Raw genomic sequence first — 15,578 nt, forward strand, 5'->3', positions numbered from 1 at the left:
GATAACTTGTATACGATTTTGGATCCTGATTTAAATGTGTGTGGAGTTTTAGATTTAAATGGGAAAGGCTGCAAGTTTTATAATGATTTACGATCCGTGAAAATCGCTGATGACCAAGGGAAGATATGGTTGGATACCCTGCAAATCAGTGTCCCATACGGATATAGGGAAACGGAATTCATGGCACAAGGCTATCACCTTCTAAAACAGGCTAATGATGGCTTTTTTTATTGCTATCGAATTATTGACTGGGAAGATGATGTAATCGGCCTAACTCACGTAAAGAATGTACAAGCCATTAACCTGGTGACCTGGAAACTATTGCATAAGATAGTCCCGGCAAAGACATTCAATGCTGCAAGCAGCCAAACTGCATTTGAATATATTTCGCAAGGTAGTGGAGTAGAAATTGGAAATATGGACTTTTTTGGTGGAACGAAATCCCTTGAATTCTCTGCGGGGAATAATGCCCAATATTGGCTGGATCAGCTCACAAGACAGTTCAGTGTTGAAATTCGTGGTTATGTCCAAGTCTATAACGGCAAAATTGTCCGGATATTAATGGACATTGTGGAGGAGTTAGGCGAATCTCCGGGATATCGCCTGGAATACAGTCATGACCTACTAGGGTTAAAACGCACAGGTAGTGACAATGAAATGTATACTAAATTATTTGTATACGGCGGTACTAATAGCAAGAATGAAATTGTTACGATTGCAAGAGTCAATAATGGCCGTGAGTACATTGTTGATGAGGATGCTAATGATCTTTACAATAACGGGAATGAATTTTTAGAAGGATATATAGTGAATGATAGTATCCTTAATCCAAGTGGCCTCCTCGATTGGGGTAAAAAGCAGATGGATAAGTACAATCACCCCAAATACACCTATGAAGTGGATGTTGCACACCTTGGATATCAGCCTAATCTAGGGGATCATATTGGCGTGGTTGACTTTACTATGCAACCTGAACTGACGATTTCAGCCAGGACCATTCAATTAGATGAATCTGAGGCTAATCCGACAAACAATAAAGTCATCTTGGGGGAATACATTGAAATCCAGGCGGTCACACCACAGGATATATGGGAATTAAGAGCAAAAGCATCCCAGGCGGCACAAGCTGCAGAACAGGCTAAAGCTTATAAGATAGAATATTTTACCCCAGATGGAACGGACTTTGCAGATGATAGTGAAAAACGAATCATTATCCGTGTTTATTATGGAACTGAGGATATCACATCAAAAATTGCCAAAGAAAAATTTATATGGATAAAAATTAATGCCGATGGAAGTCACGACACGGTTTGGGAAAATGCACATAAAGCAATAGGAAATGTTCTTACTGTTGGGGCTGAGGTAGTGGGCAGCACTCTCCGTTGTCAGGTATATAATGGATTAACTGATCCAATCCTTTTTGCTACAGAAGAAGATGCAGCCTATTTCTGTACATTGCAAATGGCTGCTCCTTCTGGATGGGATGATTTCACCAAATCCGTTGCACAGTATGCACAGGTTGATAATGATCGAGGAAATATCTATTGGTCCCAGACATACACAGGCTCAAAAAATGGTACAGCTATTTCAAGTTATGTCATTACCCGTACCGATTTAACAGGTGCAATCAAAGACCGAATGTGGGCAATCAATGGCGGTCATGGCTCTCACTTTGGGATTGAATATATCAATGGACAGATGTGGATTTGGTCTTATTATCGAGACAACAATAATAAATGGCATATTGTTAAATTTAAATACCAGGCTAACAAAGTGTTGAAATGGGGAGACAGTAGCATTGTCGATCTATTGAGCGTGAATGCAGAATTAAGAACAAACTTGGACGTACGCAATGGGTACGTTCTTTTTGTCGCAGGAAAAACAGATCCTGCATTTTACGTCTGTAAAAAAAGCGATGTCCTGAATCACCAGTACAAACCTATTTATACAGCTAAAGGAAGCGACATTAACTATTTTGGAACGGAACAAACCTACCAATCATCTTGTTTAGATTATCCTTATGTATACCTTACAAGTGGAAGTTCAACAGGCGCTGACCAACGTTGTTTATATTGCTTTGACATTCGCTCTAAATCGCTTGTTTATCGAATCGTATACACGCTGGATAAAGGGACCATCGAGGAGATTAATAATCATAACGAACCGGAAACCATCAGCTATTACTATGATTCAAACGGGAAAAAGTGGCTTGTTCAGGGATTTGCTTTCGGAAATGAAGATATTGAGGAAAGTCAACGAACAAATCAGCTATTTCGCATTAATGAGCATACGAGAGGTGAACCATAATGACAATTATGGGCAGTGTGGATATTCAATTCACGAATTTTACGCAGCTTGGAAATGGTGCACAGGAAACTGCTAACACTGCCAAAGAAACGGCTGAGGCTGCGCTTGAAGAGGCGCAAAATAACGCTGGTCCTATCACCGATGATCGTATAGAAAACATTACACCTGAAAAACCATTGAATGTCATAGCCAGTGGGGCTTTCAAGACAATCCTGGTTGAGTGGGAATTTGTGAACGCCCTTTACATTGCCAACTATGAGGTCTATGCCTCCCAGGTGCAAGGATTCACACCTGATGCATCCAATCTTGTTTTCCAAGGGAAAACAAGCATCCTTACTTACCAAGCTGAGAGCAATCAGCAGTGGTATTTCCGGGTAAGGGCACTTAATACTCATGGTATGGCAGGACCGTTTTCGGACGAAGCAATGGCCCAGACTGCAAGAGTCATTTCAGATGATATTTTATTTGGACCAGAGTTAGCCGCAGAGCTTAGGGAATTATCGAAGACAGCCGATCTCCTTGCAGATGGCACTTTAACTATCGAAAAGATAAGACAGGATGCTCTAGATTCTATAAATCAAGATGCTACAACTTATACAGATGCAGAAGTGGAAGCTGCCAAGCAAAAAATATTGGGTGATATGAATACAGCCGTAAGTACGAAAGAGGACAAAATCGTAAGAGGTAAAACCATACCAGTTGATCCAGTGGTTGGACAACTATGGTTAGACGAAAGATCCACTCCTTCAGTTTGGAGAAAGTGGACAGGGGTGGATTGGGAAAAGCTAACTAGAAACGATTTTTCTGATCTTACAGGAAAAGTTGAAACAAACCAGATAACCGATAAAGCCATTACCGATGCAAAGATTGCCTTGGAAGCTGTAAAAGGAGAGCATATCCAAAACAATTCCATTGGCAATGCAAAACTTGAAATAGGAGCCATAACGGAAGAGAAAATGAAGTGGTCTCATCACTTATTATTTTAGGGGGAATGGAAATGTTTAAAAGGTTTTTAAAAGGAATAGTAAAAAATGTGATGGCTGAAGATATCAACAAAGAGAAAGAAAAGTTAAATCGTGAATTTGCCACGATACTGCATGATATTACCTACCGTCTGAATGTTTTAAAAGAAGCCGGTTCGGGTGCAGTGGATAGAGTTCATACATCCGATTTGAACATTGCTACCCATATGCTTGATGGTTATGTAATTAATAATAACAAGCCGACAGCAGGGTCTGTTGAATGGTTGGATTTAAATATCGTTTACAAAGGTACTACTTATACCATTACAAATGGCAGTACAGCCATGAAATATGTTTGGTGGCAGTTTTCGGCAACCGATAAAACTAAACTGCAATTCTCAAATACCAAGCCTGTTTTAACCCAAGATGATATATTAATAGGTCTTAATGAAGGTGGTACTTTTACATTAACAATGGCACCGGGTAAAATGACCCCTGGAGGGGCGTTAATGGACGGTTCCGTCGGGTCAGGTGAATTAGGTGCGGGAGCAGTAACGGAAGCTAAGATCGCGAATCTGGCCATTACAGCAGGTAAAATTGATGATGGTGCAATTACAGAAACCAAGATTGGGTCCAATGCAGTAACAGGAGCCAAGATTTTGAATGGTGCAGTAGTGGCAGATAAGTTAGGTACCGGTGCAGTAACAGCCGGTAAGATTGGTGCAGGTGCGGTCAATAATGCTAACTTATTTACATCAGGAGTGGTAGGGTCTACAGCACTTGGAACAGGCGCAGTCACAGCAGGAAAAATCGCATCCGGTGCAGTAAATAACTCCAATATATTTAGTAGTGGAGTGGTAAATGGTACTGCCATTGGAGATGGAGCCGTAACTACTGGGAAAATCGGGGCCGGAGCAGTAGCAGAGGACAAATTAAATATGGCGACACACTTCTTATTTTAATCCTATATAGAGAAAGGGGATGTTCTTGTGGTACAAGTTACAAATAATTCCCCGTCCGCAGGATACATCGCTTGGAAAGACTGCAATATAAGTTATAAAGGAACAGTTTATCCCATACCGGACGGGAACACTAACTTGACATACGTGTATTGGAAGTTCTCCGATCCGGATGGATTTTATGGATCAAATGCTTATCCTACATTAACTGCAGATGATTTACTCGTATTCTTAAATAAGAATGGAATTCATTTGAAAGTTCCCAATACGTCTGTTTTGGATGGTTCCTTAATAGTCCCAGAATCAATTTATGCTGATGCACTAGCTGCAAATATCATCACCACTGAACATTTAATGGCAGGTGCGGTCACAACTAATAAATTATCGGCAGGCGCAGTAACAGCAAATACAATCGCAGCAGATGCCATTGGAGCAACGGCGATTGCGGCGGATGCAATATTATCTGAGCATATACAGGCAAATCAAATTATAGCTGAACACTTAGCTGTCAATAGTGTTACGGCTCGGGTAATCGCGGCAGATGCCATTGGGGCCGATGCAATAGCCGCAAACGCTGTCCTAGCTGAACATATTAAAGCAGGTACCATAACGACTAATCATATATCATCTTCCGGGATTGATGTTTCAAAAGTTATTAACGCCGCAACATCCACCCAAATTAGCCAAATCAATACCAGGATTACAGACCAGGACGGGGTAATATCTCAAAAGGCGACACAAACTTCTGTAAACCTATTAACTAATAGAATGACCACAGCAGAAGGAAAGATAACAACGCAAGCTGGGCAAATCGATTTAAAGGTGGACAGAGATGGAGTCATTGCGGCCATTAATCTACAACCCGGCACAGTTACGATTGATGCAAGATTAGTGAATATTGCTGATACTACGAACCTAGTAGATAACTCAACATTTGAAGATGATGTAGTAGGGTCTAAGCCAAAAGGATGGGATGGCGGACTAACAGTAAGTCAAGCTACATGGGGGTCTAATACTGGTTCCGATAATGCAATGCAAATTGATGCAAGTAATACACGTAATACCGATATAGTCCAAGAAAAGTTTATTGAAGTTGCCGCAGGAGATCAGTTGTATTTAGAAATGGATTATAGGAATTTAAATTTACTTGGATCCGGTGGAATGTATATTGGAACCAAAAACTATGATGCAAAGAAACAGCATATAGGATGGGGAGCAGTTACAGCGATAACAACAAAAACCACTAGTTTTAAAAAGCAGTCTGGGACTTATACTATTCCAGCAAATGTAAGGTATGTCCAAATAAGAGTGACGTTTTCTAACAATGGAGAAACAACAAATAAACTTTATGTTGATAATCTAATAGTACGGCGAAAGAACAATGCCGATTTAATTGTAGAAGGGGCCATCACAGCCAATCACTTAGCAGCTAATAGTATTACGGCGGCTAATGGTGCTCTAGCCAATGCGTCCATAACCAGAGCCAAATTACAGAATGCCATTATTGGTACTGCACAAATAGAAGATGGTACGATCACAAATGCAAAGATTGGGAACCTGGCAGTTGATAATGCAAAGATTTCTGGAATATCAGCTAATAAAATAAATGCAGGTTATATAAACGGTATTGATGTTTATGGCGCAAAGTTCCGATCGTCTGATGGATTAACCAATCTTGAAATTGTAGGCGGTAATGTGCGTTTAACACAATCTGGTGGATCTTATGTAAATATGAATCCTGATGGCGTATATGGTTACAATTCTAGTGGGTCAGAAAGATTTAGAATGGATAAAGGTTTGATAACAAGTGCGGCCCTAGGAACAAGTAATTCAAATGTTTACCTAGCACCAGATTCAGCTAATGAAGTTAGGGTCGTTGACCTTTCTAGTATTCCTTCTGATGGGATAGCAGAAAACTATTCTTATAGACCAATCAGAGTTCAAGGTGTAAGGTTTGCACCAAATGGGAATGGATACCTTGGTACAGAAGGGGAAATACGAATCACATCCAGTGGATTTCAACAACCTGATGGATCTTACGTATATCGACCTTTACGAGCAGGTAACATCTATGGAACATCTTTTATCTCCTCTACAACAAACGCATACATTGGAGCAGATAATGAAGTAAGGTTTGTAAACAAAGGATTTATTGACGGGGATGTGAGCACTCCAACTTATAGACCTTTAAGATGTGGGGATATAACAGCAGGACATATAGCGTCTGATAGTGGAAATATGTATGTAGGGTCAGACGATGAAGTCCGAATCGTTTCAAGGGGTGGCTATAACGGCGGTAATATTACTTGGAGGAATTTACGATCCAACTTACTTTACGCAAATGCCATTGATATAAATAACGGAACCCATGTTTATATAAGACCAACTTCTGGAGGAGAAGCAAAGGTAACATCCACAGGAACAACAGGCGATTTTAGACCGATCCGTGCAAGAACATTTACTACTGATACATCAATGAGGGAAAACAAGAAGGACATTGAAGTGTTCAGTGAAGATTCTTTAGATATTTTCCGTAATGCACAAATATATACGTATCGAAGGTTAAATGATGACCCATTTGCTTTTAAACAATTAGGTATGATGATTGACGAAACACCTAGAATCTTACATGGTGACGCAGGAGACAGTTTTGATCTATACGCCTTGACTGCATACATGGGTAAAGGCATTAAAGATATTATTACCATAACAGATAAACATAGTGATGATATCAATTGGCTCAAGATAGAAAATCAGTACTTGAAACAGAAAGTACAACAATTAGAAGACCGCCTGGGGGCGGCTTAGGGGGACAAATAGTATGCAAGTCAAAATCCAATATAAATATGTAATTGAAGTAATTAACTTCTTATCAGATATTAGTTTAAATGGGAAACAATCTATACATCGCACTCGTTTTATTAAATTATTAAGTGAGAAACTTAAACAAATATCTGAAGAAGAATTGGAACTGGTAAAAGAGTTTGCAGGTGTAGATGATGAGGGCAATCCAAAGAAAAACAATGAAGGTCATTTTGCCATTGAAAATGCCAACGAATTTTTAAAACAACAAAAGGAATACTTCCAGGAATACTATGTCATTGAAGGAGGCGATGCCCATGGTATGTTAAAAACAATGAAGGAAATAATTGGTAATTACAATCAGGAAGTATCAGGGAAAGATGCTGAAGTATTCGAGCATTTATTTACAGCTTTTGAAAACTCTAATGAAAAAGGAGAGGAAGAATAATGTTAGAACTTCAAATCACAGCAACTAATATCCGTTATGCCGAAAGCGGAGTATCTGCCGTAAATGTGCAGTTTCAGAGTAAGGATTCTGAGGGGACCATCAATCTAAGTGGTTACATTCCCCTTACCCCTGAAGAGTATCTAGGGAACGAAGCTCTTTCATCATTAACGGAAGTCGTGAGGACAAAGTTAATCGAACGATTGGAACCACAAGCCGCATAGGCTTTTTTTATTGCCATAAATGACAGTCGTTCACAAATTGTGGGCAGCTTTTAATATACACAAAGCATCCTGGACATACAGACAGAGAGAGAATTTTATGTTAAAGGGGGTTATGGACATTGGAGGAGATGGACATGCCACAACGTTTAGATAACCATGAGCAACGAATATCGAAGTTGGAAACCAATTATGGTGAGGTTATCGATAAGATTAATAGCATGGAAAAGGGTCAATTGGAAATTCAAAACGTGGTTCTTAAATCTTCTGGTGATCAGAAAGACTTGCTAAATAAATTAATTGAGCACAGCCTTGGGATTACTGTTAAGCAGGAAGAGACTAAAGGAGAAGTTTCTAAATTAAAGATTAGTTCACGTAAGGAAATCGTTTTAGGGTTACTTGGTGGTGGGGGATTTGTTGGTATCCTCACTGCCATAATTGCATTTTGGGGAGAAATAACAAAAACATTCGGAGGTTGATCATATGGAAAACGAAGTCATGCAACAAGTATTAATTTTTACAACTATATTGGCACCAATCGTAGCAGCAATGGTTCAGGTGGTTAAACAGACGGTTACTTTGCCGAACAACATACTGCCAATCTTAAGCTTGGTAATCGGGCTGGGAGTAGGTTCAGTTGCCTTCCCATTCACAGATATGGATATTGTATTAAGGTTTTGGGCCGGGGCATTCGCTGGTCTAGGTGGGACTGGCCTTTATGAGTTAGTAGCCAATAGAGATGGAACTTCAAAATAAGTTGTCCATCAGATGTTAGTTACTTTGAACGTATGTTTATGGTAATTAATTGGGCAAGATTATTGTATAGGATTTTAAATGGTGTAAGGAGTGTTATATGTTTTTTCATATAATTATTGGTTTTATCCTGCCTTGGATTTTGGGGATTTATTTGTTTAACAAACATAGAAGGCTTTTCATTATTTTTTATCCAATTGGTACAGCTACTAGTTTTTTAATTAATAAAATTGGGTTTTCTTACTTTTGGAAAATGGATAATGACCTTTATTCCATTTCGTATGATCTAGGTCTTTATCCTATAGCGTGTTGTTTATTTATTTACAGTATTCATTTAAAAAAAATGTCTACTTTAAATACATTTTTAATCTTTACATTAGGTACAAATTTTTTGGAACTTTTAATAGTATTACTTAGTAAATTAGAATACAGAAATGGATGGAATATTTATTAGTCTGCAGTTAGCTACTTTTTAGCATATTTAATCGTCTTTGGGTATTACAAATTAGTTATAAATTATACTTCATTCAACAAAAGGATTAATTAATGAAAAAGGAAACACAAAACGCCTTATAGGGGCGTTTTTTTTATGCTTCGAATTAGTTTAAATCAAAAGGAGACGAGAGAAATGAACTTTAATAACCTTCCTCAATTAGTTGATATGAGAGGTAAATTAGTATCAAATGGTACTTATTCAAAGCGAACAAAATCAATTACTCACCGTGTATGGCATCATTCATTAACAAAAAAGAATTTGGGTGGGTCTGATGCTGCAAGCTTTGCAGCTTACCATGTAAATACACTCGGTTGGCCTGGATGTGGCTATGCGTTTGTAATAGAGCCTAAGAATCTAATTAATACACCGAATGGTAAGAGGGCCAGGATTGTATATGCAAATGACATTAACCGCCGGACCTACCATGTGGGGAATAGCAATCAGTTCTCGCTTGGAATCTGTGTTGCTGGTGATTATCGATATGACACTATGGACGAAGCTACCCTTGCAAGTATTTCAGAGCTACACGATGCACTTGTTAAAGATGGTATTGGTAAGTATGATAAAGCCCATAATGAAATGCCAGGTTATAGTTGGAAAGCTTGTTGTCAGTATAATTACAGAGATGCTTTTGATTGGAAAGGCTCAAAGAATCCAGTCAAACCACAACCGGCTCCCGATGTTTATACCATCCAAGAAGGTGATACTTTATGGAGCATTGCACATAAGGATGGAACGGGTGGAGTACAAGTTGAAGATTTAATAAAAGCGAATCCTGGTATCGATCCAACTAAATTAAAAATCGGTCAGAAGATTAATTTCGGAAATGCTAAAGTTATTATTGAACAACCTGATAATAAAGAGGATACCAAACCTTCGAACAGTGGAGATGAGACTGTCAGGTCCATTCAAAAAACCTTAAATAGCCGTTATAAAGCTGGTCTTAATGTGGATGGATTTAATGGCCCTAAAACTCAAGCTGCAGTAATCAAAGCGTTACAAACGGAACTCAATAAACAATTCAATAAAAAGCTTGTTGTGGATGGTAAATGGGGAGTGAAAACTAAGGCAGCCATCGTTACTGTTGAAAAAGGTGCAAAAGGCAATCTTACATGGGTCCTACAAGCTGCACTATATATGGAAGGATATAACCCTGGATCACTTGATTCTATCTTCGGAAAAGGTACTGAAACGGCATTATCAAAGTTCCAGAAGGATAAAAAGATAACTGCGGATAGGAAGGCTGGAAAAGCCACTTTCACTAAATTGTTTGCTTCATAATAATAAGCCCTTATTCGTATTGAGTAGGGCTATTTATTATGTTTCAAGGGGGAATCCAATGAATAATCTCAAATTTTTTGTCCACAATTATTACTAGATGTTTAGCCTTTAGCAAAAATGGTGAAGGAGGCAAGTAAAATGACACAGAAACGACAATATCAGCAAGCTATCAATGCGGCTCAACAAGCCCGACAGGCTGTTCAATCAGCTCAAGATAATGCAAATCCACAAGAATTCCAACAGGCACAGCAACAGCTTGAACAAGCTCAACAGCAACTTCAACAGGTTCAACAGTCTTGGTTCTAATTGTATACCTTAAGTTTACACTTTATTTTTAACTGTGATACATCAGAAAGCCCTTACTCACCTTTTGAGTAGGGGCTTTTTTTATAGCTGTGTTTCAAGTACATTCACTTAACTAGTGCATATAATTATTTTATAAACTGTGAAGGGTTGAGAAAAATGTACTATGTTCCTTATATCCACCCCCATCAATATCAAAATCCTTATAATGTTAATGTGCCAATGTGTAACTATATAAGAAGTCCTGATTATGGATGTGTTAATAATGCTAACCACTTGGGTTTTTTACAATCATCAAACGGAAGAAATAATATTGAGGTTAAAGATTATGGAACAAAACCATTTGTAGTAAATATCAATGAAGCTACGAAACAAAATACTACCTACCGCACCGCATTATGGACAGGAAAACATTTGCAAGTTACATTGATGAGTCTTAAAGTTGGTGAAGATATTGGTTTAGAAATGCACCCTTACGTTGACCAATTTTTACGTATTGAACAAGGTCAAGGGGTTGTTCAAATGGGTAATAGACAGGATAATTTAAACTTTGTAAGAAACGTCTATGATGATTATGCAATAATGATACCTGCTGGCACATGGCATAATTTAACCAATACTGGTAATACTCCGCTAAAACTTTACTCGATATATTCTCCTCCTAACCATCCATTTAGTACTGTTCATATTACCAAAGCAGATGCATTGGCTGCGGAAGAAGGGCAACGGTTATGGCAATAGGATCCAAAATACTTCAGCAAGTGAAATGAAGAAAAAGAGCAAAAGAATATAGATAGGGTATGCGATACATTGAAAAGCCCTTACTCGCTTTGAGTAGGGGCTTGGATTTTTTGAAGCACTGTTAAAGGTGTTGTTGTTTTTCTTAATGAACTAAAGGGGCAGGTTAGCTCTATAATAATAGACACAGTCCGACCTATTTGATCGAACTGTGTTTATTACTATGGCTCTTAGAAATTATTTCACTACAAGGACAGGACATTTAACTCGTTTAACCACCTTATGGCTCACACTACCTAATACCATTTCTTGAAGTGAATTTAATCCTCTGCTACCTATTATAACTAAATCAAATTGTTCTTTATTTGCATAATCCACGATGGAAGGACCTGGTTCACCGTACAACATTTTTATTACATAGGACATATTATTTAACTTTAATTGCTCTTCAGCAGGCAGGAGTTTCATTCTTCGAGAAAGTTCTAATTCTTCTTTCCCAGAAGAATGAAGGATGTCTTTTTTGGACTTTGAGATATCTACCACAAAAACAGCTTCTATCTGGCATTCACTGGACAATGAAGCAATTTTTATAGCCTCTTTTGTTGCTCGCATTGAATTTTCTGAACCATCTAATGCTAATAATATTTTCTTATACATTATTTCACCTCTGAAAATAAATTAGTGTGCTGGCATTTTTTTATTGGAATCATTATATATAGCTAGTTTATCTACAATCTTTTTACTAGCAGAATCTAGACCTTTAATTGTAACGCTGTTATTTTGTTCACGATATTTAATGACGACTTTATCGATTGCACCAACTGCTGAATCATCCCAAATGTGAGAATTTGAAAAATCTATTACTACGCTACGGTTTTCGACAGTAAAATCAAACGAATTGACAAACCCTTCAACAGAAGCAAAAAATAATTGACCTTCTACATTAAATAATAATCCATTTTTGTGTTCTTCTTTAGCCACTTTTATTCGTGATATTTTAGCAACAAAGAAAATAGCACTTAGGATAACCCCAGCAATGACACCTTTTGATAAATCGTGGGTTGATACAACAATAATTACAGTTACAAGCATTACAGTAGCATCACTTTTTGGTGCTTTTCGTAAATATGAAAACGAAGACCAATCAAATGTGCCAATGGATACCATAATCATAATACCTACTAAAACAGGCATTGGAATTTGTACAACTAAATCGCCTAATACAATAATTAAAAACATTAAGAACAAACCAGCAATAAGGGTAGAAAGCCTTCCACGTCCACCTGATTTTACGTTAATAACGGATTGGCCAATCATCGCACATCCAGCCATTCCACCAAAGAAACCCGTAATGATATTAGCGATTCCTTGTCCTCTAGCCTCTCTGTTTTTATTACTATCTGTATTCGTCATATCATCAACAATTGATGATGTGAGGAGTGTTTCTAATAAACCTACGATAGCTAAAGCTAATGAATAAGGGAAAACGATCGCTACTGTTTCAAATGAAATAGGTACATTTGGAATAAAGAAATCAGGTAATGACCTTGTAATAGCACCTAAATCACCAACTGTCCGTAAGTCCAAGTTTCCATAAATTGCAACAACTGTTAAAGCGATGATGGCAATTAATGGGGCTGGGATGGATTTAATAAATCGCGGCAATACATAAACAATGACTAAAGTTATAGCCACAAAAACGTACGTCATATTGGAAATACCTAAAAAATGAGGTACTTGAGCCATAAAGATTAAGATGGCTAATGCATTTACAAAGCCAATCATAACAGCCCTTGGAATGAACTTCATTAATTTCGCTACTTTAAAAACACCAAAAATAACTTGGATAACCCCTGTTAAAATAGTAGCTGCGAGTAAGTAGTTCAACCCGTGTTCTTTTACTAAAGGAACCATAAGCAACGCCATCGCTCCGGTTGCAGCAGAAATCATTCCAGGTCGTCCGCCAACAAAAGCGATAATTACGGCTATACAAAAGGAAGCATATAACCCGACCATTGGATCTACACCAGCTATAATTGAAAAAGCAATTGCTTCTGGAATTAAGGCTAATGCGACAACAATTCCTGCCAGTATATCGCTCTTAACATTTGAAAACCATTCTTTTCTCATTTTTTCAATCAATTTTTCTCACACCCTATATATTTATTTATGAATATAACCACAAGTAGAAATTCAATAAAAAGAGTGTAGCACCAATCGTCCCAAAATGGAACCTTTTTAATACTTTTAATTTAATTTTTATTTTTTGGAGAGAACTAATTAATGGTATGATGTAATGGAAAGATCATTAATATTCAATTAGGAGAAAATATAATGTTAATAGGGTATACAAGACCATATTACGAGGATTTAAACTGTGAAAACCAATTGGATCTGTTAAAAAACTCGAAGTGTGAAATTATTATAAATGAGGAACACTCTTCACCTAAAAAAAGAATCCAATTAAAAAATATGATAAAGAATTTACAAACAGGTGATGTCATTATTGTGGCTAATCTCTTTACACTTGCTGATTCTACACGACATTTAGTGGAGCTACTGGAGGAAATAGAGTCAAAAGGTTCCTATCTTCATTCGCTTACGGAACAGATTGATACTAGGAAGAAAAATAGCTATTCCTTTCTTACGATTGCCCAACATTTAGTTGCATTTCAAAGCAATGTAATAAGTGAAAAAACAAAAAAGGGACTAAATGAAGCGAAACAAAAAGGGAATATTGCAGGTCGTCCACGAAAACCTGATGAAAATGTGCAAAGAGCAATTGATATGTACCAAAGTAAAAAATATACGTTAAGTGAAATTAAGAATGAAACAGGTATCAGTAAATCTACTTTATATCGTTATTTAGAAAACTAGTGCGTTAGCTCCATAGGGCATAAAGGAAGACCACAATATGTGGTCTCTTTTATTTGTCCAAAAAATCAACATTTCTCTATCCTGAACTTATTTAGGGAAGGAATTTTTTTCTGCCTTTTACGAGAACGTTTGTTCGTATATAATGAATGTAAAGGAGGGATTTTTCTGATGAGTACAATTCGTGATAGAGGGCTCGTTAAATGGCAGGCAGCATTAATTATGCCAGAACATAAAGCTTTAAATAAAAAAAAAGGTGAGGTTGATTATTTTTTAAATAAAAAACCTGTCCTTGATGAATACCAGGTTGAAGAGTTTGAAAACAACATTCATTATGCAATGGAATATCATTTACAGATAAGATTTAGATTACATAACGAGGGGAATCCACAAGAATTGTATGGTTATTGTGTGTACATTCATCCTGTCACGAAAGAATTACGAATCCAGAAGAAAGATAGCTCCTTTGAGAAAATCCAGTTTGATGAAATTATTGATGTGGTCGTAGAGGATTAAAATAAAAAAGCCCTTTCTCAAACGAGAGGGCTTACCTATGAATGCTTTATAGAGATGAGACATTCTGCTTTTTCAATAACTTTAATCCCTGTTTAATGGTCGCTTTTCTTATGTTGTGTTGCCTATTTAACGTATTTTCGATATCTGAATCTCTAAACCAATTATTATCATATATAGATTCAGCAGTTTCTTCATACTCAAATAAATTATTGAAAAGATAAAATAAATTATGATCAGATTCACTTGAAAAATCATAATAATCTATATATAAATACTCCTCTGTAATGCTAAATAGGTTATGAATTAATTTGTACTCTTTATAAGAACAAAATGATGTATAACTTGAAATGAAATGTTTATTTTTAATTGCTATTATTTTTAAGATTTTATATAAAAAATCATTTCTATTAATTGGTTTATCTTTTTCAACCAATGAGAAATGCCCAAATTTATAAAGCTCTTCTTCCCAAAAACCTTTCCTGTTTACTATATCTAAAAGTTCTTCTTCATCTACTTTATAGTTCGTAGTTTCAAAAAAAATACTGAGAGCAAATTTAATTTCTTGTGACAACCGATTCAGTTCAAGATTGAAAAGATAATGCCTGTTGACATCTCTTCTCCTTTCATATTCAATCCTTAAGAAATCTATTAAATAAATAGCCAAAATAGTATTTACTAGCCCTGGAATATATTTTGCTGTATATTCAGCTATGTTGAAAGATTCCCCTGTATAATTCAATAAAGTTATTAGTATTAGTAATACAGCCCCTATATACCACGTTTCCTTTATTCTTTTTATGAATCTTTTAATTAGCCTAAATACCTTTCTTAAATATAATACACAAGTAAAAATAAATAGAATTAAGTACGATTTTAATATATTGAATAGACCTTTAGGTATCTTTTTAATAAGATTCATAT

General features: G+C 36.7%; 16 protein-coding genes. 13 read left to right on the forward strand and 3 right to left on the reverse strand.

Going from position 1 to position 15,578, the window contains the following annotated elements:
* Window positions 1-6: 6 nt before the first annotated feature.
* From AC1DIV_RS15175 to AC1DIV_RS15225, 11 genes are all read left to right on the forward strand, one after another.
* A complete protein-coding gene (locus AC1DIV_RS15175; protein WP_477576770.1) occupies window positions 7-2,307 on the forward strand; it encodes a phage baseplate protein in 2,301 nt (766 codons plus the stop codon).
* Entirely contained in the window at window positions 2,307-3,293 is a 987-nt protein-coding gene (locus AC1DIV_RS15180) for a hypothetical protein (RefSeq protein ID WP_477576771.1), read from the forward strand. Before AC1DIV_RS15175 ends, AC1DIV_RS15180 begins: the two co-directional genes overlap by 1 nt.
* An 11-nt stretch (window positions 3,294-3,304) precedes the next feature.
* Entirely contained in the window at window positions 3,305-4,231 is a 927-nt protein-coding gene (locus AC1DIV_RS15185; RefSeq protein WP_477576773.1) for a hypothetical protein, read from the forward strand.
* 27 nt (window positions 4,232-4,258) lie between these two features.
* Window positions 4,259-7,036 carry a hypothetical protein gene (locus AC1DIV_RS15190; RefSeq protein ID WP_477576775.1) on the forward strand — a complete coding sequence of 926 codons (2,778 nt, stop codon included), beginning with the start codon at window positions 4,259-4,261 and terminating at the stop codon, window positions 7,034-7,036.
* 13 nt (window positions 7,037-7,049) lie between these two features.
* On the forward strand, window positions 7,050-7,478 hold the full coding sequence (locus AC1DIV_RS15195; protein ID WP_477576776.1) for a DUF1617 family protein: 429 nt from the start codon (window positions 7,050-7,052) through the stop codon (window positions 7,476-7,478).
* On the forward strand, window positions 7,478-7,699 hold the full coding sequence (locus AC1DIV_RS15200; RefSeq protein ID WP_477576778.1) for a hypothetical protein: 222 nt from the start codon (window positions 7,478-7,480) through the stop codon (window positions 7,697-7,699). Before AC1DIV_RS15195 ends, AC1DIV_RS15200 begins: the two co-directional genes overlap by 1 nt.
* Window positions 7,700-7,833: 134 nt before the next feature.
* Entirely contained in the window at window positions 7,834-8,175 is a 342-nt protein-coding gene (locus AC1DIV_RS15205) for a hypothetical protein (RefSeq protein ID WP_477576780.1), read from the forward strand.
* Between the two features lie 4 nt (window positions 8,176-8,179).
* Window positions 8,180-8,452, forward strand: a complete 273-nt coding sequence (locus AC1DIV_RS15210; protein WP_477576782.1) for a holin — start codon at window positions 8,180-8,182, stop codon at window positions 8,450-8,452.
* Between the two features lie 625 nt (window positions 8,453-9,077).
* Window positions 9,078-10,226, forward strand: a complete 1,149-nt coding sequence (locus AC1DIV_RS15215) for a peptidoglycan-binding protein (protein ID WP_477576784.1) — start codon at window positions 9,078-9,080, stop codon at window positions 10,224-10,226.
* A gap of 138 nt (window positions 10,227-10,364) precedes the next feature.
* A complete protein-coding gene (locus AC1DIV_RS15220; protein ID WP_477576786.1) occupies window positions 10,365-10,532 on the forward strand; it encodes a hypothetical protein in 168 nt (55 codons plus the stop codon).
* 156 nt (window positions 10,533-10,688) lie between these two features.
* Window positions 10,689-11,270, forward strand: coding sequence for a cupin domain-containing protein (locus tag AC1DIV_RS15225; protein WP_477576787.1), 582 nt, complete (start codon window positions 10,689-10,691; stop codon window positions 11,268-11,270).
* Window positions 11,271-11,504: 234 nt separating this feature from the next.
* Here the strand turns inward: AC1DIV_RS15225 and AC1DIV_RS15230 are convergent, their stop codons facing one another.
* Both AC1DIV_RS15230 and AC1DIV_RS15235 read right to left on the reverse strand, forming a co-directional pair.
* Window positions 11,505-11,924 carry a universal stress protein gene (locus tag AC1DIV_RS15230; RefSeq protein WP_477576789.1) on the reverse strand — a complete coding sequence of 140 codons (420 nt, stop codon included), beginning with the start codon at window positions 11,922-11,924 and terminating at the stop codon, window positions 11,505-11,507.
* A gap of 21 nt (window positions 11,925-11,945) precedes the next feature.
* Entirely contained in the window at window positions 11,946-13,397 is a 1,452-nt protein-coding gene (locus AC1DIV_RS15235; RefSeq protein WP_477576844.1) for a SulP family inorganic anion transporter, read from the reverse strand.
* A 204-nt stretch (window positions 13,398-13,601) separates the two neighbouring features.
* Between AC1DIV_RS15235 and AC1DIV_RS15240 the strand changes: the two genes are divergently transcribed.
* Window positions 13,602-14,144, forward strand: coding sequence for a recombinase family protein (locus AC1DIV_RS15240; protein WP_477576791.1), 543 nt, complete (start codon window positions 13,602-13,604; stop codon window positions 14,142-14,144).
* 168 nt (window positions 14,145-14,312) lie between these two features.
* Window positions 14,313-14,657: a YolD-like family protein gene (locus AC1DIV_RS15245; RefSeq protein ID WP_477576792.1), complete on the forward strand. Its 345-nt coding sequence runs from the start codon at window positions 14,313-14,315 to the stop codon at window positions 14,655-14,657.
* Window positions 14,658-14,703: 46 nt separating this feature from the next.
* On the opposite strand, the gene AC1DIV_RS15250 is transcribed toward AC1DIV_RS15245, so the two are convergent.
* Window positions 14,704-15,576 carry a hypothetical protein gene (locus AC1DIV_RS15250; RefSeq protein WP_477576794.1) on the reverse strand — a complete coding sequence of 291 codons (873 nt, stop codon included), beginning with the start codon at window positions 15,574-15,576 and terminating at the stop codon, window positions 14,704-14,706.
* Window positions 15,577-15,578 lie beyond the last annotated feature (2 nt).

The organism is Peribacillus sp. 05N428 (genome assembly GCF_056397085.1).

Bases quoted from the DNA above. Each gene is read 5' to 3' on its own strand.
- AC1DIV_RS15180 (WP_477576771.1), top strand. From the start codon at position 2,307: ATGACAATTATGGGCAGTGTGGATATTCAATTCACGAATTTTACGCAG.
- AC1DIV_RS15185 (WP_477576773.1), top strand. From the start codon at position 3,305: ATGTTTAAAAGGTTTTTAAAAGGAATAGTAAAAAATGTGATGGCTGAA.
- AC1DIV_RS15195 (WP_477576776.1), top strand. From the start codon at position 7,050: ATGCAAGTCAAAATCCAATATAAATATGTAATTGAAGTAATTAACTTC.
- AC1DIV_RS15200 (WP_477576778.1), top strand. From the start codon at position 7,478: ATGTTAGAACTTCAAATCACAGCAACTAATATCCGTTATGCCGAAAGC.
- AC1DIV_RS15205 (WP_477576780.1), top strand. From the start codon at position 7,834: ATGCCACAACGTTTAGATAACCATGAGCAACGAATATCGAAGTTGGAA.
- AC1DIV_RS15210 (WP_477576782.1), top strand. From the start codon at position 8,180: ATGGAAAACGAAGTCATGCAACAAGTATTAATTTTTACAACTATATTG.
- AC1DIV_RS15215 (WP_477576784.1), top strand. From the start codon at position 9,078: ATGAACTTTAATAACCTTCCTCAATTAGTTGATATGAGAGGTAAATTA.
- AC1DIV_RS15220 (WP_477576786.1), top strand. From the start codon at position 10,365: ATGACACAGAAACGACAATATCAGCAAGCTATCAATGCGGCTCAACAA.
- AC1DIV_RS15225 (WP_477576787.1), top strand. From the start codon at position 10,689: ATGTACTATGTTCCTTATATCCACCCCCATCAATATCAAAATCCTTAT.
- AC1DIV_RS15230 (WP_477576789.1), bottom strand. From the start codon at position 11,924: ATGTATAAGAAAATATTATTAGCATTAGATGGTTCAGAAAATTCAATG.
- AC1DIV_RS15235 (WP_477576844.1), bottom strand. From the start codon at position 13,397: ATGAGAAAAGAATGGTTTTCAAATGTTAAGAGCGATATACTGGCAGGA.
- AC1DIV_RS15240 (WP_477576791.1), top strand. From the start codon at position 13,602: ATGTTAATAGGGTATACAAGACCATATTACGAGGATTTAAACTGTGAA.
- AC1DIV_RS15245 (WP_477576792.1), top strand. From the start codon at position 14,313: ATGAGTACAATTCGTGATAGAGGGCTCGTTAAATGGCAGGCAGCATTA.
- AC1DIV_RS15250 (WP_477576794.1), bottom strand. From the start codon at position 15,576: ATGAATCTTATTAAAAAGATACCTAAAGGTCTATTCAATATATTAAAA.